The organism is Rhizobium sp. LjRoot30, from assembly GCF_964253915.1.
In the GTDB taxonomy this organism is placed as follows: Bacteria; Pseudomonadota; Alphaproteobacteria; order Rhizobiales; family Rhizobiaceae; genus Metarhizobium.
In genome coordinates, this window is record NZ_CAXUSG020000009.1 from 58274 (window position 1) to 79049 (window position 20776).

A 20776-nucleotide genomic window follows, 5' to 3' on the forward strand; every position below is an offset into this window, starting at 1 on the left:
CGAAGCGCCGGAGGAGGGGGCCGGCTTGCTCCGAGTTTGCGGCGAAGACCCCCTCATCGCCTCGCATCCGCTCGGCACTTCTCCCCGCTGGAGAGAAGTGGGAGCTTGCCGCCAGCGCTTGCGAGGGGCGCAGGCGGATGAGGGGCATTGTCGAGCGCTGAGAAAAAGCCACCATCACGCCACCTCCTCGAAACGCTTCAATTCCTGCGGGGCGCCCGAGGTTTCCAGGAAGAACCGCAACAACAGGTTCTTGGCGGTCAACTGCCGGTATTCCGCGCTGGCGCGCCAGTCGGTCAGCGGCTTGAAGTCGCGGTCGTATTCACCTTGCGCGGCGATGACCGTCTCTTCCGTCCACACCTTGCCGCGCAGTGCCGCCTCGACGGAGAGCGCCCGCTTCGGCGTCGCCGCCATGCCGCCGTAGGCGATGCGGACGGTGCGGACGGTGCCGTCCTCGCCGAGTGTCAGGTTGAAGGCGCCGCAGACGGCGGTGATATCCTCATCGCGGCGCTTGGTGATCTTGTAGACGGCAAGCCGCGTTCCCTCTTCCGGCAGCGGTACGAAGATGCTTTCGACGAATTCGTCCGGCCGGCGGTCCTGCTTGCCATAGGCGATGAAGAAGATGTCGAGCGGCACCATGCGCGAACCGCCGCGCGAGCGCAGGTTGACGCTGGCGCCGAGCGCGATCAGCGGCGGCGGCGTGTCGCCGATCGGCGAGCCGTTGGCGATGTTGCCGCCGATGGTGCCCATGTTGCGCACCTGCTCGCCGCCGATGCGGTTCACAAGCCCGGCAAAGGCGGGAACGGTTTCCGCCAGCACGGCCATCGCCTGCGAATAGGTGACGCCGGCGCCGATGGTCAGGCCGCGCTCGCCACGCTGGATGGTCTGCAGTTCGTTGATGCCGTTGATGAAGACGACCGGGTTCAGCGGCCGCATCTGCTTCGTCACCCACAGGCCGACATCGGTGGAGCCGGCGACGAGGGTGGCTGTCGGTTCTTCCGCCAGAATCCCAGCCAGAGCAGAGGCTGAGCCGGGAATGATCAGCCGTTCGCCGTTGTCCTCGATGGTGATCGTTTCGCCGGTTTGCAGTGCCCAGAGGCGGGCCATGATCTCGGTGCGGTTGCGCTCCAGCGGATCGAAGATGGCGCTGGGGCGGGCAGCACTCACCTGCTCGGCGGCGCGCACAATCGGCTCGTAGCCGGTGCATCGACAGAGATTGCCCTGCAGCGCCTTCTCGATGGTGTTGCGGTCGGGTTTTTCCGTGGACAGCCACAGGCCGTAGAGAGACATGACGAAACCCGGCGTGCAGAAGCCGCATTGCGAGCCGTGACAGTCGACCATCGCCTGCTGGATCGGGTGCAGCATGCCGTCGGGACCGGCCAGATGCTCGACGGTGACCACATGCGTGCCGTGCAGCGAACCGACGAAACGGATGCAGGCATTGACGCTTTCATACTGCAGCATGCCGTCGAGCAGGCGCCCGACGAGCACCGTGCAGGCGCCGCAATCGCCTTCCGCACATCCTTCTTTCGTGCCGGTCAGCCGCCGCTTCAGGCGAAGATAGTCGAGAAGCGTCTCGGTCGGCCGGACTGAGGTCAGCGACACGTCTTCGCCATTGAGGATGAAGCGAATGCTCTCTGTCATGAAGTTCCCATTATCCTTTTGTTTTTTATCAGCTTATTGCGCCGTCCAGCCCCCGTCAATGGAGATGTGGGTGCCGGTGATTTGCTTGGCGGCGTCGCTGGCCAGGAAAAACGCGGTCGAGGCGACGTCCTCGACGGCGACGAATTCCTTGGTCGGCTGGAATTTCAGCATGACGTCGGACTTCACCTGCGCCTCGCTGATGCCGCGGGCGCGCGCCGTGTCGGGGATCTGCTTTTCTACAAGCGGCGTCAGCACATAGCCGGGGCATATGGCGTTCACTGTAATCCCGAATTCCGCCAGTTCCAAGGCCGCGGTCTTGGTCAGCCCCATGATGCCATGCTTAGCGGCGACATAGGCCGCCTTGAACGGCGAGGCGACGAGGCCGTGGGCGGAAGCGATGTTGATGATGCGGCCATGTTTCTTCTCCTTCATCAGCGGGATCGCCGCCCGCATGGTGTGGAAGGAGGAGGAGAGGTTGATGGCGATGATCTGGTCCCACTTCTCGATGGGGAAATCCTCGATCTTTTCCACATGCTGGATGCCGGCATTGTTGACCAGCACGTCGACGCCGCCGAAAGTCTTGTGGGCGGTGGCGATCAGGTCGGCAATCTCGGCCGGCTTGGTCATGTCGGCCGGATGATAGATGACCTTGTTCTGCCCAAGGCCCTGCACCTTGCGGACAACGGCGTCGATTTCATCGGCCGAGCCGAAACCGTTGAGCACGACGTTGGCGCCGTCGGCGGCGAAGGCGGAGGCGATGGCAAGGCCGATGCCGCTGGTGGATCCGGTTACGACGACCGTTTTCGTCATGATATGCTCCATCCCGTGTGAATCAGCGTTCTGTTGCGCTGCAAAAGACAGGGCAGGTTATGCCCAAACCCGGCGGTCTGGCAATTGCGTATTTGGGGAGGTATGGGCGTCGGGCAGGGCCGGTTTCATTTGCGTTTTGTTTTCGTTTGACATTCGTTTTGGTGTCGTATTGAGATTTCGGCAAGAGGAGATGGCGGAGGCCATCCGCATCGGGAGGAACGGAATGGGCGGGTATGTTCTGGCGATCGACCAGGGAACGACGTCGAGCAGGGCGATCATCTTCGACAAGAACATGAAGGTGGCCGGCACCGGCCAGAAGGAGTTCTCGCAGATTTATCCGCGCTCCGGCTGGGTGGAGCACGATCCGGAAGAGATTTGGGAGAGCGTCGTCACCACCATCAAGCAGGCGATTGCCAAGGCCGGCATCACCGCCGCCGACATCGCCGCCATCGGCATCACCAACCAGCGTGAGACCGTCGTGGTCTGGGAGCGCGACAGCGGCAAGCCGATCCAGAATGCCATCGTCTGGCAGGATCGCCGCACGGCGAATTATTGCGAGAAGCTGAAGCGGCAGGAGCTGGAGCGGACCTTCACCCGCAAGACCGGCCTGCTGCTCGACCCGTATTTTTCCGGCACCAAGCTGTCGTGGATGCTGGCCAACGTCAAGGGTGCCAGGGCACGCGCCGCCAAGGGTGAATTGTGCTTCGGCACCATCGATACCTTCCTGATCTGGCGGCTCACCGGCGGCAAGAGTTTCGTCACCGACGCCACCAACGCCTCGCGGACGCTGATGTTCAACATCGGCACCAACGAGTGGGACAGGGACCTTCTGGAGATCCTGCGGGTGCCGTCCGCCATGCTGCCGGAGGTCAAGGATTGCGCCGCCGATTTCGGCACCACCGATCCGGCCATCTTCGGCGCTGCCGTGCCGATCCTCGGCGTTGCCGGCGACCAGCAGGCGGCGACGATCGGCCAGGCCTGCTTCGAGCCGGGCATGCTGAAATCCACCTATGGTACCGGCTGCTTCGCGCTGCTCAACACCGGCACCGACATGGTGCGTTCCAAGAACCGGCTCCTGACGACCATCGCCTACCGGCTGGACGGCGAGACGACCTATGCGCTTGAAGGCTCGATCTTCATCGCTGGCGCGGCGGTGCAGTGGCTGCGCGACGGGTTGAAGATCATCAAGAACGCCGCCGATACCGGCGATCTGGCCGACAAGGCCGATCCGATGCAATCGGTCTATCTCGTGCCGGCCTTCACCGGGCTGGGCGCACCTCACTGGGACCCCGAGGCCCGCGGCGCGATCTTCGGCATGACGCGCAACACCGGCCCGGCGGAGTTTGCCCGCGCGGCGCTGGAGGCAGTCTGCTACCAGACCCGCGACCTGCTGGACGCCATGCACAAGGACTGGAAGAGCGACGGCGAGGATACGGTGCTGCGCGTCGATGGCGGCATGGTCGCCTCCGACTGGACGATGCAGCGGCTCGCCGATCTGCTCGACGCGCCCGTCGACCGCCCGACGATCCTTGAAACGACGGCGCTCGGTGCTGCCTGGCTTGCGGGCAGCCGCGCCGGTGTCTGGCCCGACAAGGCGGGTTTTGCCGCCGCCTGGGCGAGGGATCGCCGCTTCGAACCGCTGATGGACGAGAAGATGCGCGCCGCCAAGCTCAAGGGCTGGCGCAACGCCGTGAAACGGACGTTAAGTGACGCCTGATTGCCGAGTCTTTTGAATCGCTTCGCCGGGTTTGTGAAACTTCGTGTATCGATTCAACGTGCTGCCCGGCGGCCATGCGGGTGTCGCGCTTTCATGGCATTCTCGGGGGATGGAATCACATCTTGTCCCCTTTTCAGATGTCGTGCTGCGTCCGCCAAAATTGAAGGCGGGCGACAGGGTTCGTTTCGTTTCCCCGGCAAGCACGCCGGATCGCGATGCGGTGATGCGCGCGGCAGCCGTCCTTGAAGGCTGGGGGCTGATCGTCGATTTCGGGCCGCACGCCTTTCACAAGCTGGGTTACCTCGCCGGTACCGACGATGAGCGGCTTTCCGACCTCAACGATGCCTTTCGCGATCCGCAGGTGCGGGCGGTTTTTGCCACGCGCGGCGGCAAGGGGTCCTATCGTATCGCCGACGGCATCGATTTCGAGGCTGTGCGGCGCGACCCGAAACCGCTCGTCGGCTTCAGCGATATCACCATCCTGCACCTGGCTTTGTGGAAACATTGCCGCCTTGTGTGCATCGCCGGCGGCCTGATGGGCGACAGCCTCGGCGGCCCGCCCGGAGAGACAAACAGTGCGCTGCTCAAACGCTTGTTGATGAACGACGACGATATCGTGCTCGACGCGCGCCCGGAGGAGGCGACCAGTGCGCTCACCACGCATGGGATGGCGCGTGGCCGGCTGATCGGCGGCAATCTGGAACTCGTCGCCACGGCGGCGGGATGGGCGCTGCCGGATCTGCGCGGTGCCATCCTCGTGCTCGAGGCGATCAGCCTGCATCGCGGCCAGGTGGACCGCAATCTGACGATGCTGCGAAAGGCGGGCCATCTCGACGGCCTGGCCGGTGTCGCAGTCGGCCAGTTCACCGGCTTCGACCTGAAATTGCGACCTAATGTCATCGATATCCTGCGCGATCACCTGCGCTGGCTCGACGTACCGATCCTCGGTGGTTTGCCGGTCGGCCATGGCGAGCGGGCCATGAGCATCCCGCATGGCGCCATGGCGGCGCTGGACACATCGGCGCGGACGCTGACTATCTTCGGTCGCGAGAGCGAGGCGGGAAGTTGACGGTGGCGTGATTGCGCGTCTGGCCGTTCCGCACGTGACACTTCACGTGCAAAGCCAACCTCATGTCATTGAAAGAAAATGGCCATTCTGATTTTTCGATCCGGCTGGCCTCGAAGCAAATAAGAGCTTATCGCGACTTCTTCAGCCAAGGCGACGGGCCATTCCAGAAGATCAGGTCGGCGCCGAGAAAATCGCCGGAAAAACCGCGGAATTCATCCTTGGCGGCCGGCCTTTTGGCGAGGTGGCCGCGGTGGCCCGCCTGCGGTTCGCGCATCGCCATGGCCACCTGCTCAACCCCTTCGACATTGGATTCTGCAAGGCCCGGCACGATGTCCCTTGTCGTCGGCGCGGCAAAGGCGGCGGTGTTCAGGACAAACATCGCGACGGCGATCGGCAGGGTCTTGGTCAGGTGCATCGGTTCGTTCTCGGCAGGTCATGTGGGCCGGCGCATGCCGGTGGCGACCATGTGGGGGAGGAAAGGGGCGGTTCCGTGGCATGTCGGGTGAGGCCATCCGCCGCAAGGCGAAATCTTGTGGACTATGACCTCGCGACCAGCGCCACCCTGAGCGAATGTCGCGCTTGCCGGCAGATTATTTCTACTGCGTTCTGTCGGTTCTGCGTTTACTCCTGCGTCATTGGGAAAGAGGAGTGAACCGAATGCTGTATGCGATCCTGTGTTACGCCAATGAAGAGACCGTGTTCGCCTGGTCCAAGGATGAAGAAGAGGCGGTGATGGCCAAGCTCATCACCGTCCAGGAACCCTATGCCAAGGCCGGCAAGCTCGGCCCGGTCGGCCGGCTGATGCCGACGACGGCTGCCACCACCGTGCGCAAGGGCAAAGACGAGGCGCTGGTGATCGACGGTCCCTTTGCCGAGACCAAGGAAGCGTTGCTCGGCTTCTACACCATCGATTGCGACAGTCTCGAAGAGGCGGTTGCCTTCTGCAAGCAGCTTTCCGCCGTCAATCCCGGTTCGAGTTCCTACGAGATCCGCCCGTTTTACGTCTTCCGCCCCGGAGAACTCGCGACATGACCGACATTGCCTGGATCGACACCACGCTGGCTGCGGCACGACCGCGGGCACTCGGCGCGTTGCTGCGGTATTTCCGCGATCTCGACACGGCCGAAGAAGCCTTTCAGGAAGCCTGTTTGCGGGCGCTGCGCAACTGGCCTGACAAGGGGCCGCCGCGTGATCCCGTTGCCTGGCTGATCCTCGTCGGCCGCAACAGCGGCATCGATTCGGTGCGACGCGGCGCCCGGCTGGAGGCGTTGCCGGACGAAGAGATGATCTCCGATACCGGCGATGCCGAAAGCGACATGGCCGACCGGCTCGACGGCGCGCATTACCGCGACGACATCCTGCGGCTGATGTTCATCTGCTGCCATCCGGATCTGCCCGCCACCCAGCAAATCGCGCTGGCCTTGCGGATCGTCTCCGGCCTGACCGTGCAGCAGATCGCCAAGGCATTCCTCGTCGGCGACAGCGCCATGGAGCAACGTATCACCCGGGCGAAGGCCCGCGTCGCCAAGGCGGGCGTTGCCTTCGAGACACCGGGCGTTGCCGAACGGGCGGAGCGCCTGTCGAAGGTGATGACGATGATCTATCTCGTCTTCAACGAAGGATATAGCCAGTCCGATCCGAAGCGCGACGCCTGCGCTTTCGCCGACGAGGCGATCCGTCTTGCGCGGCTTCTCCTTGGCATCTTTCCCTCCGAACCGGAGATCATGGGTCTGCTGGCGTTGATGCTGCTGCAACTTTCCCGCCGTGCCGCCCGTTTCGACGCGGTAGGGCAGATCGTCTTGCTGGAAGACCAGGACCGCAGCCGCTGGAACCGCGAGGCGATCAACGAGGCCCTGGCGCTGATCGAGAAGGCCATCCGCCATCGCCAGCCCGGCCCTTACCAACTCCAGGCGGCGATCGCCGCCCTGCATGCCCGCGCCACCCGCGCCGAGGAAACGGACTGGACGCAGATCGAGCTGCTTTATCGTACGCTGGAACACCTGCAGCCATCGCCGGTCGTTACCCTCAACCGCGCCGTCGCCGTCTCGAAGCGTTCAGGCCCGGCCGATGCGCTGGATATGGTGGAGCAACTTGCCGACGCGCTCGACGGCTATTTCTATTTTCACGGGTTGCGGGCCAACCTGCTGATGCAGCTCGGCCGCAACCACGAAGCACGCGCCGCCTTCGACCGTGCCATCGCGCTCGCCCAGTCGCCGGCCGAAGCCGCCCATATCCGCCTGCAGCTCGACCGGCTGAAAGCGGATGCCGTGGCCTCCATCGGATAAGGACGCCGCCGTCGGCTTTTCGTGCCTCCCAGTACGAAAAAACGTCCCGTCCCATCGAAATTCTCGAACGAAACCTTCCAGATTTTACAGTTGCCTTGTTTGGCCGGCATACCTATCTCCATGCCACGCGCAACGAGGTGAAAAATATGGAACTCGGTCTTTATACTTTCGCGGATGTCGATCCTGCGGCTGCCGCAAAGGGGCCGGAAGGGGCGCGGCGGCTGAAGAACCTTCTGGAAGAGATCGAACTGGCCGACCAGGTGGGCCTCGATGTCTTCGGCCTCGGCGAACATCACCGGCCGGACTATGCCGCCTCGGCGCCGGCGACCATCCTGGCTGCGGCTGCGGTCAAGACCAAGAATATCCGGTTGACCAGCGCCGTCACCGTGCTGAGCTCGGAGGATCCGGTGCGGGTGTTCCAGCAGTTCGCCACGCTCGACCTCCTGTCGAACGGCCGGGCTGAGATGATGGCCGGGCGCGGTTCCTTCATCGAATCCTTTCCGCTCTTCGGCTACAATCTCGAGGACTACGACCAGCTGTTCGAAGAAAAGCTCGATCTGCTGTTGGCGCTGCGTGACGGCGAGACGGTGACCTGGCAGGGCGAGATGCGTGCGCCGATCAATGGACGCGGTGTCTATCCCCGCCCGCTGCAGGATCCGTTGCCGCTGTGGATCGCCGTCGGCGGCACACCGCAATCGGTTGCCCGCGCCGGCGCTCTCGGCCTGCCGGTGGCGCTGGCGATCATCGGCGGTGAGCCGCATCGTTTTGCGCCGCTCTTCGATCTGTATCGCGAGGCCGCGCGCCGGGCCGGCCAGGACCAGGCAAAGCTGAAGACCAGCATCAACGTTCACGGCTTCATCGCCGACACGACGGCGGCGGCGGCCGACCAGTTTTACGGACCGCAGGCGGCAGTCATGAACCGCATCGGCCGCGAACGCGGCTGGGGTCCGACGAGCCGGGCGCATTTCGATCAGTCGCGTGGTCCCTCGGGTGCACTTTTCGTCGGCGATCCCGAAGTGGTGGCGGAAAAGATCGTCGCCCACCATAAAATCTTCAACAACGACCGCTTCCTGTTGCAGATGGCGATCGGTCTGATGCCGCATGACCAGATCATGCGCGGCATCGAGCTCTACGGCACCAAAGTCGCCCCCTTGATCAGAAAGGCATTGACCAGGGAGGCGGAAGCGGCGAAAGCCACCGCTTGAACCAACAGACGACGACACCGGAACGATCATGGTTATCTCCACCGAAGACGAATTGGCGAAACTCAAGGATATCGGCCGCATCTGCGCTATCGCCGTGCAGACCATGGCCGAAGCGCTTGAGCCCGGTATCACCACGGCGGAACTCGACATGATCGGCCGGAAGTTTCTTGAGGCCAACGGCGCCGAGTCGGCACCGGAGGTCTGCTACCAGTTTCCCGGTGCGACCTGCATCAGCGTCAACGAGGAAGTGGCGCATGGCATTCCCGGGCCGCGCATCATCCAGGCGGGCGATCTCGTCAACATTGACGTGTCGGCGGTGAAGGACGGTTTCTTCTCGGATACCGGTTCGTCTTTCATCGTGCCGCCGGTGACGCCGAAGATCGACCGCTTGTGCCGCGACGGCAAGCGGGCGCTCTGGGTCGGGGTGAACCAGGTCAAGAGCGGCCAGCCGATGGCGAAGATCGGCAATGCCATCGGTGCCTTCGCCGCCAAGAACCGCTATACGCTGATCACCAACCTCGCCAGCCACGGTGTTGGCCGCTCGCTGCACGAGGAACCGAAGGAACTGTCCACCTGGCCGGATCCGGACGAGACGCGGCTGATGACGGAAGGCCTCGTCTTCACCATCGAGCCGTTCCTGTCGCTCGGCGGTCACTGGGCCGAGGACGGCGACGATCCCTGGACGCTCTACAGCGAGCCGCGTGCGCCGACGGTTCAGTTCGAGCACACGCTGGTGGCGACGAAGAACGGCCCGCTGGTGCTGACGCTGGCCGCCTGAGCCAGCCACGGCCGGCGGGGCTGACAGCAACCGCGATAGATCGATCAGAATAAGTCGTTTGTCGCCGGAATGTTGCGCTGCGATATAAGCGCATGCTCAAGTCTTCCCGTACATCCACCCCGAACATGATCTCGCTCGGCTTCGTCGGCGCCTTGGCGATGGCGGCGGCCATGGGGTTCGGGCGCTTTTCCTATACGCCGATCCTGCCCGGCATGATGGCCGACCTTGGCCTTTCGGCCGCGGATGCCGGATTGATCGCTGCCGGAAATTTTACCGGTTACCTCGCCGGTGCGGTGCTCGCCGCTTATAGCTGGGCATCCGGGCGCGAGCGGCAGGTCGCGGTTCTGGCATTGCTTGCGAATGCGATGCTGCTGCTCGCCATGGCGCTGTTCGATGCAGTGCCGGCCTTCGTGGTCATCCGCTTTCTCGCCGGCCTGGCAAGCGCCTTCGCGATGATCTTCACCTCCTCGATCGTGCTCGGCCATGCCGCCCTGCGCGGCAATGAGAACGTGCAGCCGGCGCATTTCGGCGGCGTCGGGCTGGGTATTGCGCTCTCCTCCTTCATGGTGGTGGCGCTGGCGACGCTTTTCGATGGGGCGCAGCAATGGCGTTGGGACTGGATATTTGGTGGCGCCTTCGCAGCCGTCGCCGCCCTCGTCGCGTGGGTGATGCTGCCGCGGGCGCCGCAGGTTGCCGGAGAGCAGCACAAGGAGCAGCCGCTCGTCTGGAAGCGGCCGCTGCTGCTGTTGACCCTGTCCTACGGCCTGTTCGGTTTCGGTTATGTGGTGACGGCGACCTTCCTCGTGGCGATGGCGCGCAGCGGCTCGGGAAGTCATGTCGTCGAGTTTCTGTCATGGTTCATCACCGGACTTGCCGCTGCCGCGTCCCTGCTGGCGTGGCGGCCGTTCCAGCGTCGCTTCGGCCTGGGTGCCGCCTATATGGCAGGCCTGCTGACCGAGTCCGTCGGCGTGCTGGCCACCGTCCTGCTGCCGGCGGGCAGTGCGCCGCTGATCGGCGGATTGCTGTTCGGGGCAACCTTCCTGATGATCACCGCCTACGGGTTGCAGATCGGCCGGCGCTTGAGCCCGGAAAGTCCGCGCCGGGCCTTCGCGATCATGACGGCTGCCTTCGGCATAGGCCAGATCATCGGGCCGCTGGTCGCCGGCTGGCTGGCGGAAGCGACCGGAAGTTTTGCGCTGCCGACGCTGGTTGCCGCTGGCGTACTGGTCGTTTGCGCCCTTCTCGTCTGGCCGGTGCGGGTGACGATCCGGTGACGCGCAGGCGCCTCGGAAGGCCTTGAAATCCTAGAATATGCGTTTATTCGAAATTTAACGTGTTGCCTTTATTTTTAGCATTCATCAAATTTCTGTGTTCGGAGAAGGCAATGAAGGCGCTTAAGATATCAACCCGGCTCTATCTTCTGGTCGGGTTATCCCTGGCGATCTTTTCGATAGCGTTGGTCTATGGACTTGTACACAACCAGGAGGGCATGGTTGCCGAACGCAAGGCCAAGCTGAGCGCCATGGACCAGAGCATGATCACGCTCTTCAAGCTCTATCATGGCATGGAAACCGCCGGCACATTGACACGCGAAGAGGCCCAGGCACGCGCGAAAGACGCGGTGCGGGCACTGCGTTACGAAGGCAGCGGCTACTTCTGGATCAACGACATGAATGCCGGCATCGTCATGCATCCAATCAAGCCGGCACTTGATGGAACCGATCAGTCCGGCATGAAGGATCCGACCGGCAAGCATATCTTCCAGGAATTCGTGAAGACGGTGCAGACAAGCCCGACACGGGAAGGTTTCGTCGATTATTACTGGCCGAAGCCGGGCTTTGAAGAGCCGGTGTTGAAATACTCGCACGTCGCCGGTTTCGAACCCTGGGGCTGGGTTGTCGGTACGGGCGTCTATGCGGACGACCTGGCGGCGCTCTTCCGCAGCAATGCCATCCAGACGGCCATGATCGTCGGCGTCGGCGCCGTGGCCATCCTTCTCATCGCCTTTGCGGTTGTCCGCAGCGTTGTCGGTCCGATCGAGCGCCTCAAGGCCTCCATGAAAGCAATTTCGGAAGAGCAGGTCGAAGCGGCCATTCCCGAAACCGACCGTGGCGACGAGATCGGCCAGATGGCGAAGGTGGTGGAGACGCTGCGCGATTCCGTGCGGGAGCGTATCGACCTCCGGCAGCGCGACATCGACCAGCAGCAGCGCCTCGGCTCGGAGCGCCAGCAGGCGGAAAGCCGCCAGCGTGCCGTCGCCCAGTCGCAGACAGACGCGATGAACACGGTCGGCTCCGCTCTGGAAAGCCTCGCCAATGGCGATCTCACGGTATCGATCCGCGATATCGCCCCGGAATATTCGAAGCTGCGTGACGACTTCAACCGGGCTGTCGAAGCGCTCAGCACCGCCATCCATGCGATTGCCCACTCCACGGATATCGTCCACGGCAGCGCCGGCGGCATTTCCGAGGCGGCCAACAATCTCTCGCACCGCACCGAACAGCAGGCAGCCTCTCTGGAGGAAACCGCCGCCGCGCTCGACGAGATCACCGCCACGGTCCGCAGCGCTTCCGAACGCGCCGCTGAGGCCAGCCGCATGGTCGGGGAAACCAAACAGAGCACCGGCAAGTCCGGCGCCATCGTCCGCGATGCCGTCTCGGCGATGAGCCGCATCGAGGAAGCGTCGAACCGTATCAGCCAGATCATCGGGGTCATCGACGAGATCGCCTTCCAGACCAACCTGCTGGCCTTGAACGCCGGGGTGGAGGCAGCGCGGGCCGGCGAAGCAGGTCGCGGCTTTGCCGTCGTCGCCCAGGAAGTGCGCGAACTGGCGCAGCGTTCCGCCAATGCCGCCAAGGAAATCAAGGGTCTCATCAACAATGCGACGACCGAAGTCGGCAACGGCGTTTCGCTGGTCCGCTCGACGGGCGATGCGCTGAACGAGATCGAGGCGTTGGTCAACCGCGTCAACGAACAGGTCATCTCGATCGCCACGTCGGCCAAGGAACAGGCGGTCGGTCTTGCCGAAGTCAACACCGCGGTCAACCAGATGGACCAGATGACGCAGCAGAACGCGGCGATGGTCGAAGAAACCAACGCCGCCAGCCAGACGCTGACCCAGGAAAGCAACCAGCTGAAGTCGCTGATCGAGAACTTCCGGCTGTCGTCGGCGGCAAGGCCCATGGTCACGCGGCGGGCCGCCTGACCGAAGAGGTTTTCAAGAGCAAGAGTATCGGAAGCGCGGCCATCGAGCCGCGCTTTTTCGTTGAGACAGGCTGCGAAATGCCCTGCCGGATCGAAGCGGCGGGGCGCACGAACCCGGCTGCAGTTACAAATGCGTAACAATGGATTGAGCCCATTGCCGCCTTCTTCGAACTGCCTTAGTTTCCGGCACAATACGGTGCTGCACCGCACCTTGAAATTTCACCATCGAGAAAGCCACGTCTCCGTGTTTCACTCCTTTTTTCCCCAGCCCAAGCTGTTCTTCACCTCCCTTGTCGTCTGGACTGCCATTTGTATCGCGATCTGGTACACGGTCGGCGTCGACGCCGGTATTGCGCTTGGTTTCTCGCCGCTGCCGGAAGGCCAGGAGCCGCCGATCGATCTGCGCTTCTTCCTGACGCCGGACAATCTCTGGTTCTACATCTTCTTCGTCGTCTGCACGCTGGCCTTCGGCGCCTTCTGGAAGATCAAAGCCCGCAACCATCCCTGGACGAACTGGTCGATCTGGGGGTCGGCGCTGATTATCTTCTCCACCTATTTCGGCGTCCAGGTCTATGTGGCGATCAACAACTGGCGCCGGCCTTTTGGCGACCTGCTGCAGAACGCCTTGACCGGCAAGCCCGGCATCACCGACGAGAATTTTTACTCGCTGATGCTGATCTTCTGCCAGATCGCCTTCCTCAGCATGTTCGTCTCCATCCTCACGGATTTCTTCGTCAGCCACTACGTCTTTCGCTGGCGCACGGCGATGAACGATTTCTACATGTCGAAGTGGGAGAAGGTCCGCCATATCGAAGGCGCCTCGCAGCGTGTGCAGGAAGACACGATGCGGTTTGCCAATATTCTCGAAGGCCTGGGCGTCAGCCTGATCAATGCGGTGATGACGCTGATCGCCTTCCTGCCGATCCTGTTTGCGCTGTCGAGCTATGTCTCGACGTTGCCGATCTTCGGCGCCGTGCCGCACGCGCTGTTCTGGCTGGCATTGCTGTGGTCGATCTTCGGCACTGGCCTGCTGGCGATCGTCGGCATCAAGCTGCCGGGGCTGCAGTTCCGCAACCAGCGCGTCGAGGCGGCTTACCGCAAGGAACTCGTCTACGGCGAAGACCATGCGGACCGGGCGCAGCCGATCACCGTGCAGGAACTCTTCGCCAACGTGCGGCGCAATTATTTCCGCATGTATTTCCACTATCTCTATTTCAACGTCGCCCGCTACTTCTACATCCAGGCGGACTCGCTGTTCGTCACCTTCATGCTGGTGCCGACCATCGTGGCCGGCAAGATCACCTACGGTATCTACCAGCAGATCCTCACGGCCTTCGGACAGGTCAGCAACTCCTTCCAGTATCTCGTCAATTCCTGGACGACGATCATCGAACTGCTCTCCATCCACAAGCGTCTGAAAGCCTTCGAGGCGGCAATCGAGGACGAGCCGCTGCCATCCATCGACCAGCGCTTCATGGAGCGCCAGGGCAACGAACAGGTTCCTGTCGAAGAAGACTGAGGTTTGTTGCAAGCAGGAAAAGAAAACGGCCCGATCACCGATCGGGCCGTTTTAATTTTGCCATGGTCCTTCTTGGTAAATCAAAGAAAGAACGCCCAGATCAGAAGAACCAGGAAGAGCGGTACGCCCATAACCCAAAGAATAAGTGCGCGAAGCATTGTCGATCTCCGTTGATGTGTTTCGAGAGGGGAAACGCATCTCGTTCGGATCGGTTCCTTGCGGCAGGATATTTTGCCGCAGGTGGAAAAAGCGTGACGATGCTTGCCGTTCAGAAAGCGGATTGCGTGCCGCCGGTCTTGCCGGCTTCGCCGTCTCTCATCCGCCGGACGGCATCCGCATAGGTGACGCAAGCGACGTCTTGCCTGTGACAGACGTCGCTCAACAGCCGGTCGAGCGCCCGCCAATAGGCGCCGCCGTTCATCTCGACGAAATGGAAGCCGAACTGCACGGGAATACGCTCGCCGTCATATTGCTTGTCGAAGGCGGCCTTGAAGGCCGCGTAGGTGCGCTCCTCGAATTCCTGCGAGCGGGAGGCGTTCTCGATACCGACGGAGTGGCGGACGAAGAGATTGTAGTCCATGCCGATCACCGGCCGCTGCTGCGGTCCTTCCGGAATGAGCGGTAGTCCGAAACGCACGAGGCCGTCCTGCTCCACCGGCGGCAGCGGGCCTTTCGTCACCAGGCTTGCATCGTAGACGAACCCGTCGGCTTTTTCGGCATCGGTCAGCGCCTTGCTGATGGACAGATAGGGCGCCCGGAAGCCGACGATGCCATGTGTGACGAAATCCTGCCAGTCCGCCGGCTGCTGATCCTTGAGGCCGACACGTTGCCAGGCTGAGGTCAGCGTCTGGCGGAAGGTGCGGAACTCCGCCGTCCATTCCGCCTTCGTCCAGTCCTTGCCGTCGAAATGGCCGCAAGCGTGGCTGCCGATGTCGTGGCCTTCGAGATGGGCGTTCCAGATATGGCCCAGCCGCGTGCGGATCTCGCCATCGCTCTGGGCAAAGCCGACATTCGAGCGGCCTTTCTTGTGGCCGGGCGCCTGATAGGCCTTTCTGGCCTCGGCATTCATCAGGAAGGTGCAGGAGAGGAAATAGGTGAAGTGGGCGCCGGTCCGTTTCGCCATGTCGCGGCTCTTCTCCCAGAGCGCGTTGTCGTGGGCGCCGTCGAAGGAAATCAGCAGCAATTGCTGTTTCTGGGTTTCGGCGGCGGCGGCAAGCGCGGGCAGGGTGGCTGCAAGAATCAGCGGAAGGACGCAAAACGAACGAAACATCGGGCACCACACATTATCGAAACGCGGCTTCTTGCCCCAGGAATGCGGCGAAGCTTTGATGCCGCTGGCATTTCGGCCGGCTTGCCGGTAAGTCATGCCGATAAGCCAATCCAGCCAAAAGGATATTTGCCATGGCGCTGTTCGTCGTCGGCCTTGTTCTCTTCCTCGGGATCCACCTGATCCGCGTCGTCGTTCCCGGTTTCCGCGCAGCGATGATCGACAAGCTGGGCAAGCCTGCCTGGACGGCGATCTATTCGATCGCCAGCGTCGTCGGCCTCGTTGTGCTGGCCTATGGTTTCGATGCGGCGCGCAGCGAAGGCTGGGGCATGCTCTACAATCCCCCGGTCTGGACCTCGCATCTCGCCGTGACGCTGATGCTGGTCGCCACCATCTGTCTGATCGCCGGCTTCCTGCCGGCGGGATACATTGCTACGAAAACGAAGCATCCCATGGTGCTGTCCGTGAAGATCTGGGCGCTGTCGCACCTGCTGGCCAATGGCGAGGTCTATTCGGTGCTGCTGTTTGCGGCCTTCCTGGCCTGGGGCGTGATCATGCGAATTACCCTCAAGCGCCGCGAGCGTGCCGGTGAAATCGTCCGCCGGCCATTCGTTTCGGGGCTTTACGATATCGTCGCGATCGTTGTCGGTGCTGCCGTCTGGTGGGCGATGATCTGGAAAATTCACCTGTGGTTGATCGGCGTTGCACCGATGCCGCAACTGTTTTCGTGACAACACCCCTTACAACGGCCGCAAAATCGGGTAGAAGGCAGCAAAACCGCTTGCTTGGGGCGTGCGTACAGGATCGCCGGAGATAGATATGGCATTGAACGACGACAGTTTCATCCGCGAGGTGAACGAGGAACTCCGTTCCGACCAGATCAAGACCGTCTGGCGCCGGTTCGGGCGTATCCTGATCGCCATCGCCGTCCTCATCGTCGTCGGCACGGCGGTGCACCGCGCCTATGACTATTGGCAGACCCAGAAGGCGTCCGGTTCGGGCGACCAGTTCCTGGCGGCGCTGAAGCTTGTCGACGACAAGAAGCCGGACGAGGCGCTGAAGGCGCTTGAGACTCTGGCGGCCGAAGGACACGGCTCCTATCCGCTGCTGGCGAGTATGCGTTCTGCAACGCTCCTGGCGGAAAAGGGCGATGCGGCCGGCGCCGTGGCGGCTTTCTCGGCCATCGGCAAGGATGCGCAGGCACCGGGCGCATTGCGCGACGTCGCGCGCCTGCGGGCTGCCTGGATCCTGATCGAGAGCGGCAGCTACGAGCAGGTCTCCGCCGAAGTCGAGCAGATGGCGACGCCGCAGAATGCGCTGCGCCACTCGGCCCGCGAGGCTCTGGGGCTTTCGGCCTACAAGGTCGGCGATATCAAGCGTGCCAAGGATTGGTTCCAGCAGATCATCGACGATACCGAAACACCGCGCAATGTCGCCAGCCGCGCGCAGATCATGCTTGATCTGATCGCCGCCTCGGGCAAAGCTGCCTGATAGGCATACCGAAGCCGCCGCGTGAAAAGGCCTCACGCGGCATGTTTCGGCGCATGGATTGTATTGATGTCTCCCGGGGCCGAAGGGCCTTCGGGAGATATGTTTTGGAGCATGTCGCGCCAAAATGAGCAGCGGTTGTGCGAAGACGACATGCGGAAACAAAGAGATAGAGCATTTCTGTGAACCCGTTTTCATCGGAAATGCTCCAGGGCCGTGAACAAAGGATAAGAAGAACGATGAGTTTCACAGTCGCTATCGTCGGCCGCCCGAATGTCGGCAAATCCACGCTTTTCAATCGTCTGGTCGGCAAGAAGCTGGCGCTTGTCGACGACACGCCGGGTGTGACGCGCGACCGCCGTCCGGGCGACGCCAAGCTCATCGACCTGCGCTTCACCATCATCGATACCGCCGGCCTCGAAGAAGCCGGTCCGGAAACGCTGGAAGGCCGCATGCGGGCGCAGACGGAAGCGGCGATCGGCGAGGCGGACCTGACGCTGTTCGTCGTCGATGCCAAGTCCGGCCTGACGCCGCTGGACCAGTCCTTCGGCGACATGCTGCGCCGGCGCGGCAAGCCGGTCGTGCTGGTTGCCAACAAGTCGGAAGCACGTGGCTCCGATGGTGGTTTCTACGATGCCTTCACCCTCGGCCTTGGCGAGCCGTGCCCGATTTCGGCCGAACACGGCCAGGGTATGATCGACCTGCGCGATGCGATCGTCGCGGCGATCGGCGAGGACGTCGCGTTTCCCGAAGAGATCGACGAGCCGGAAACGAATGTCGACATCCCCCGCCTCGACGGTGACGATGAGATGGAGGACGACGAGCCCGCCTATGACGACAGCAAGCCGCTGCGCGTGGCGATCGTCGGCCGGCCGAACGCCGGCAAGTCGACGCTGATCAACCGTTTTCTCGGCGAAGACCGGTTGTTGACCGGCCCGGAAGCCGGCATCACCCGCGATTCGATCTCGGTCGAATGGGAATGGCGCGGCCGCACGGTAAAAATGTTCGACACCGCCGGCATGCGCCGCAAGGCGAAGGTGCAGGAAAAGCTGGAGAAGCTTTCGGTTGCCGATGCGCTGCGCTCGATCCGCTTTGCCGAAACCGTCATCATCGTCTTCGACGCCACCATTCCTTTCGAGAAGCAGGACCTGCAGATCGTCGATCTGGTGCTGCGTGAGGGCCGCGCCGCAGTGCTCGCCTTCAACAAGTGGGACATGATCGAGGAGCCGCAGGCCGTGCTTGCCGACCTGCGTGAAAAGACCGAGCGATTGTTGCCGCAGGCGCGCGGCATCCGGGCCGTGCCGATCTCCGGCGAAACCGGGTATGGTCTCGACAAGCTGATGCAGTCGGTTATCGATACCGACCGGGTCTGGAACAAGCGCATTTCGACGGCGCGGCTCAACCGCTGGCTGGAATCCCAGACGGTGCAGCATCCGCCGCCGGCCGTTTCCGGCCGCCGCCTGAAGCTGAAATACATGACGCAGGTCAAGTCCCGCCCGCCGGCTTTCATGATTTCCTGCACCCGGCCGGACGCTCTGCCGGAATCCTACGTGCGTTACCTGACCAATGGTCTGCGTGCCGATTTCGACATGCCGGGCGTGCCGATCCGTATCCATTTCAAGGCGGCGGACAACCCGTTCGAGGGACGCAAGAGGAAGCGCTGAGGGTTTTCGACCCTCCGCCTCTCAATCCGAAAAGGCGGCGAACTTCGTCGAGGCAACGGACTTGCGCCGGGGCCTGTGGGCATTGGCGACCAGGACGTTGTCGAGGAACTGCCGTCCGGCGCTTTCCCAGGAATAGGTTTCCGACAGTGCCCGTGCCGCTTCGCCAGAGCCGGAAAGGGCGGCGAGGCAGGCTTCCCGCAGATCGTCATGCAGCGCGCCGGCCTGCGGATGGTCGCGCAGGATGTCGATTGGACCTGTCACCGGATGGGCGGCGACGGGCACGCCGCTGGCCAGCGCCTCGATGATCGTGTTGCCAAAAGTGTCCGTCTTCGAGGGGAAGACGAAGACGTCGGCCTGGGCGTAGGCGCGGGCGAGATCGTCGCCGAATTTCAGGCCGGTGAACAGCACGTTGGGATAGCGGCGCTCCAGTTCGGCCTTGGCCGGGCCGTCGCCGACGACGACCTTGGAGCCTGGCAGGTCGAGGTCGAGAAAACCCGGCAGGTTCTTTTCCAGCGCGACGCGGCCGACGGTCATGAACAGCGGTCGCGGCAGGCCGAAGGGCATGGCGTCTTTGACCGCCGGCTGGAAGAGGTCCGTATCGACGCCGCGGCTCCAGCGGACAATGTTCTTGATGCCGCGGGCGGCCAGTTCCTGCTCCAGGCTTTCCGTCGCGACCATGCAGGCGGACCCGGCATTGTGGAACCAGCGCACGAAGGCGTAGAGCAGCGATTTCGGGATCGGCAGGCGGGCGGAGACATATTCGGGAAAGCGCGTGTGGTAGCAGGTGGTAAACGGCATGCCGTTGCGCAGACACCAGCGGCGTGCGGTCAGCCCGAGTGGACCTTCGGTGGCAATGTGCACGAAGGACGGCTGGTGCCTTTCGATTTCGGCGGCGACACGGCGGTAGCTGGCGATCGACAGGCGGATTTCCGGATAGGTGGGGCAGGGGATGCTGGAAAAACTCTCCGGCGTCACCATGGAGACGCGGGTGCCGAGGCGGGTCAGTTCGCGATTGGTGTTTTCGATGGACCGGACGACGCCGTTCACCTGCGGATGCCAGGCGTCGGTGACGATGGTGATGCTTGCCATGATATGTCTGACTTCGCTTGGCGGACCCGGCCGCGTTTGACAGGGGGCGGCAGGGCACTCCTGGCGCACGATACCGGGCATTATCGCGCGATTCCATGATGGCAATATTACAGAGCCTATGGCGTCAGGCGGCGACCGGCTCGCGATGGTGGCCGCGGATGGCGCTTGGCGGAAAGCCGAACCGGGCGCGGAAGCGGGCGGCGAACCGGGATTGGCTCTCGTAACCGACGGCCTGGGCGATGTGCAGGATCGGCAGGCTGGTGCTTTGCAGCAGCGAGAGCGCGGTCGACATGCGCACGTCGGTCAGGAGTTGCTGGAAAGACAGGTTTTCCGCCGCCAGCCGCCGCCGGAAGGTCGCTTCGCTGACGGCGAATTCGCGGCAGAGCGTAGCACTTTCCCAGTTGCGGCCGGGATCGGAGACCAGTCGTTTGCGGACATTACGGCCGAAGCTGTTGGACGCTTGGCTCGTAAACCGCATGCCCAGCGTTTCCAGCCAGACAAGCAACTCCTGCATGCGGTGGCGGGCGATGTCCGGCGGCAGGGTCTCCTTGTCGGCAACGGCATCGGCGGCGCTCTCGAGGGCTGCGAGAAGGCCGCTCGGCGGTCGCTGGATATGCAGCAGGGGCTGCGCATCGGGAAACGGCCGCCGCTCCGCATGCTCCGCCACAAGCGCCGGATCGAAGGCGATCCAGCGCGCGAGATAGGCGCCGTCATCCTCGGCGCGGTTGATGACGTCGAAGGTGCCGCCCTCCGAGAGGGCAACGGCCTGGCCGGTTTTGATGGTGATATCGACGCCGGCTGCCTTGAGCAGTTTCGTGCCCCGTACCACCAGGATGATGACCGGCTGCTCGATGACGATGTTGGAGAGCCGCAGCCGGTTGCGCTGCATGATGCGCGCCGTCGCCCCGACGCCGTCGCGCATGCTCACTCCGTATTCGACGCGATCCAGCATCTCGTTCTCCGTCTTCTGCCGACCGATAGCACGGCGGAAGGCGTTCGCCAAAAGACCGTGCTGCCCGACGGCGACGTTCATCGCCGGA

Annotated in this window: 18 protein-coding genes; 12 read left to right on the forward strand and 6 right to left on the reverse strand. The window is 63.0% G+C overall.

Annotated features, from left to right (window positions below):
- Window positions 1-174: 174 nt before the first annotated feature.
- Both xdhA and ACSQ3I_RS18320 read right to left on the reverse strand, forming a co-directional pair.
- Window positions 175-1641 carry a xanthine dehydrogenase small subunit gene (gene xdhA / locus ACSQ3I_RS18315; RefSeq protein WP_436001321.1) on the reverse strand — a complete coding sequence of 489 codons (1467 nt, stop codon included), beginning with the start codon at window positions 1639-1641 and terminating at the stop codon, window positions 175-177.
- 33 nt (window positions 1642-1674) lie between these two features.
- Window positions 1675-2451, reverse strand: a complete 777-nt coding sequence (locus tag ACSQ3I_RS18320; protein ID WP_436001323.1) for a 3-hydroxybutyrate dehydrogenase — start codon at window positions 2449-2451, stop codon at window positions 1675-1677.
- Window positions 2452-2674: 223 nt separating this feature from the next.
- On the opposite strand from ACSQ3I_RS18320, the gene glpK reads away from it, so the two are divergent.
- A complete protein-coding gene (gene glpK / locus ACSQ3I_RS18325; protein ID WP_436001325.1) occupies window positions 2675-4168 on the forward strand; it encodes a glycerol kinase GlpK in 1494 nt (497 codons plus the stop codon).
- 109 nt (window positions 4169-4277) lie between these two features.
- Complete coding sequence (locus tag ACSQ3I_RS18330) at window positions 4278-5237, forward strand: S66 peptidase family protein (protein ID WP_436001327.1); 960 nt, start codon at window positions 4278-4280, stop codon at window positions 5235-5237.
- Window positions 5238-5364: 127 nt separating this feature from the next.
- On the opposite strand, the gene ACSQ3I_RS18335 is transcribed toward ACSQ3I_RS18330, so the two are convergent.
- Window positions 5365-5652: a hypothetical protein gene (locus tag ACSQ3I_RS18335; protein WP_436001329.1), complete on the reverse strand. Its 288-nt coding sequence runs from the start codon at window positions 5650-5652 to the stop codon at window positions 5365-5367.
- Window positions 5653-5894: 242 nt separating this feature from the next.
- Here ACSQ3I_RS18335 and ACSQ3I_RS18340 point away from each other — a divergent pair, with 242 nt between their 5' ends.
- From ACSQ3I_RS18340 to sbmA, 7 genes are all read left to right on the forward strand, one after another.
- The gene (locus ACSQ3I_RS18340) at window positions 5895-6269 is read left to right on the forward strand and encodes a YciI family protein (RefSeq protein WP_436001331.1); all 375 of its coding nucleotides are present in this window, start codon (window positions 5895-5897) and stop codon (window positions 6267-6269) included.
- Window positions 6266-7522, forward strand: a complete 1257-nt coding sequence (locus tag ACSQ3I_RS18345; RefSeq protein WP_436001333.1) for an RNA polymerase sigma factor — start codon at window positions 6266-6268, stop codon at window positions 7520-7522. Before ACSQ3I_RS18340 ends, ACSQ3I_RS18345 begins: the two co-directional genes overlap by 4 nt.
- 146 nt (window positions 7523-7668) lie before the next feature.
- The gene (locus ACSQ3I_RS18350; protein ID WP_436001335.1) at window positions 7669-8727 is read left to right on the forward strand and encodes an LLM class flavin-dependent oxidoreductase; all 1059 of its coding nucleotides are present in this window, start codon (window positions 7669-7671) and stop codon (window positions 8725-8727) included.
- Window positions 8728-8755: 28 nt separating this feature from the next.
- Window positions 8756-9505, forward strand: a complete 750-nt coding sequence (gene map / locus ACSQ3I_RS18355; RefSeq protein ID WP_436001337.1) for a type I methionyl aminopeptidase — start codon at window positions 8756-8758, stop codon at window positions 9503-9505.
- Between the two features lie 92 nt (window positions 9506-9597).
- Complete coding sequence (locus ACSQ3I_RS18360) at window positions 9598-10779, forward strand: YbfB/YjiJ family MFS transporter (protein WP_436001339.1); 1182 nt, start codon at window positions 9598-9600, stop codon at window positions 10777-10779.
- A 110-nt stretch (window positions 10780-10889) separates the two neighbouring features.
- Complete coding sequence (locus tag ACSQ3I_RS18365) at window positions 10890-12710, forward strand: methyl-accepting chemotaxis protein (RefSeq protein WP_436001341.1); 1821 nt, start codon at window positions 10890-10892, stop codon at window positions 12708-12710.
- Window positions 12711-12953: 243 nt separating this feature from the next.
- On the forward strand, window positions 12954-14228 hold the full coding sequence (gene sbmA / locus ACSQ3I_RS18370) for a peptide antibiotic transporter SbmA (RefSeq protein WP_436001343.1): 1275 nt from the start codon (window positions 12954-12956) through the stop codon (window positions 14226-14228).
- Window positions 14229-14496: 268 nt separating this feature from the next.
- On the opposite strand, the gene ACSQ3I_RS18375 is transcribed toward sbmA, so the two are convergent.
- Window positions 14497-15498 carry a polysaccharide deacetylase gene (locus tag ACSQ3I_RS18375; RefSeq protein ID WP_436001576.1) on the reverse strand — a complete coding sequence of 334 codons (1002 nt, stop codon included), beginning with the start codon at window positions 15496-15498 and terminating at the stop codon, window positions 14497-14499.
- A 131-nt stretch (window positions 15499-15629) separates the two neighbouring features.
- On the opposite strand from ACSQ3I_RS18375, the gene ACSQ3I_RS18380 reads away from it, so the two are divergent.
- The 3 genes from ACSQ3I_RS18380 to der all read left to right on the forward strand — a co-directional run bounded on the left by ACSQ3I_RS18380 (window position 15630) and on the right by der (window position 18647).
- Window positions 15630-16226: an NnrU family protein gene (locus tag ACSQ3I_RS18380; RefSeq protein WP_436001345.1), complete on the forward strand. Its 597-nt coding sequence runs from the start codon at window positions 15630-15632 to the stop codon at window positions 16224-16226.
- 88 nt (window positions 16227-16314) lie between these two features.
- A complete protein-coding gene (locus tag ACSQ3I_RS18385; protein ID WP_436001347.1) occupies window positions 16315-16986 on the forward strand; it encodes a tetratricopeptide repeat protein in 672 nt (223 codons plus the stop codon).
- A gap of 236 nt (window positions 16987-17222) precedes the next feature.
- Window positions 17223-18647 (forward strand): ribosome biogenesis GTPase Der, encoded by a 1425-nt coding sequence (gene der, locus ACSQ3I_RS18390; RefSeq protein WP_436001349.1) that lies wholly within the window; start codon window positions 17223-17225, stop codon window positions 18645-18647.
- A gap of 21 nt (window positions 18648-18668) precedes the next feature.
- Here der and ACSQ3I_RS18395 read toward each other — a convergent pair whose 3' ends face one another.
- Window positions 18669-19736 (reverse strand): glycosyltransferase family 4 protein, encoded by a 1068-nt coding sequence (locus ACSQ3I_RS18395; RefSeq protein WP_436001351.1) that lies wholly within the window; start codon window positions 19734-19736, stop codon window positions 18669-18671.
- A 124-nt stretch (window positions 19737-19860) separates the two neighbouring features.
- On the reverse strand, window positions 19861-20769 hold the full coding sequence (locus tag ACSQ3I_RS18400) for a helix-turn-helix transcriptional regulator (protein ID WP_436001353.1): 909 nt from the start codon (window positions 20767-20769) through the stop codon (window positions 19861-19863).
- Between the last annotated feature and the right edge of the window lie 7 nt (window positions 20770-20776).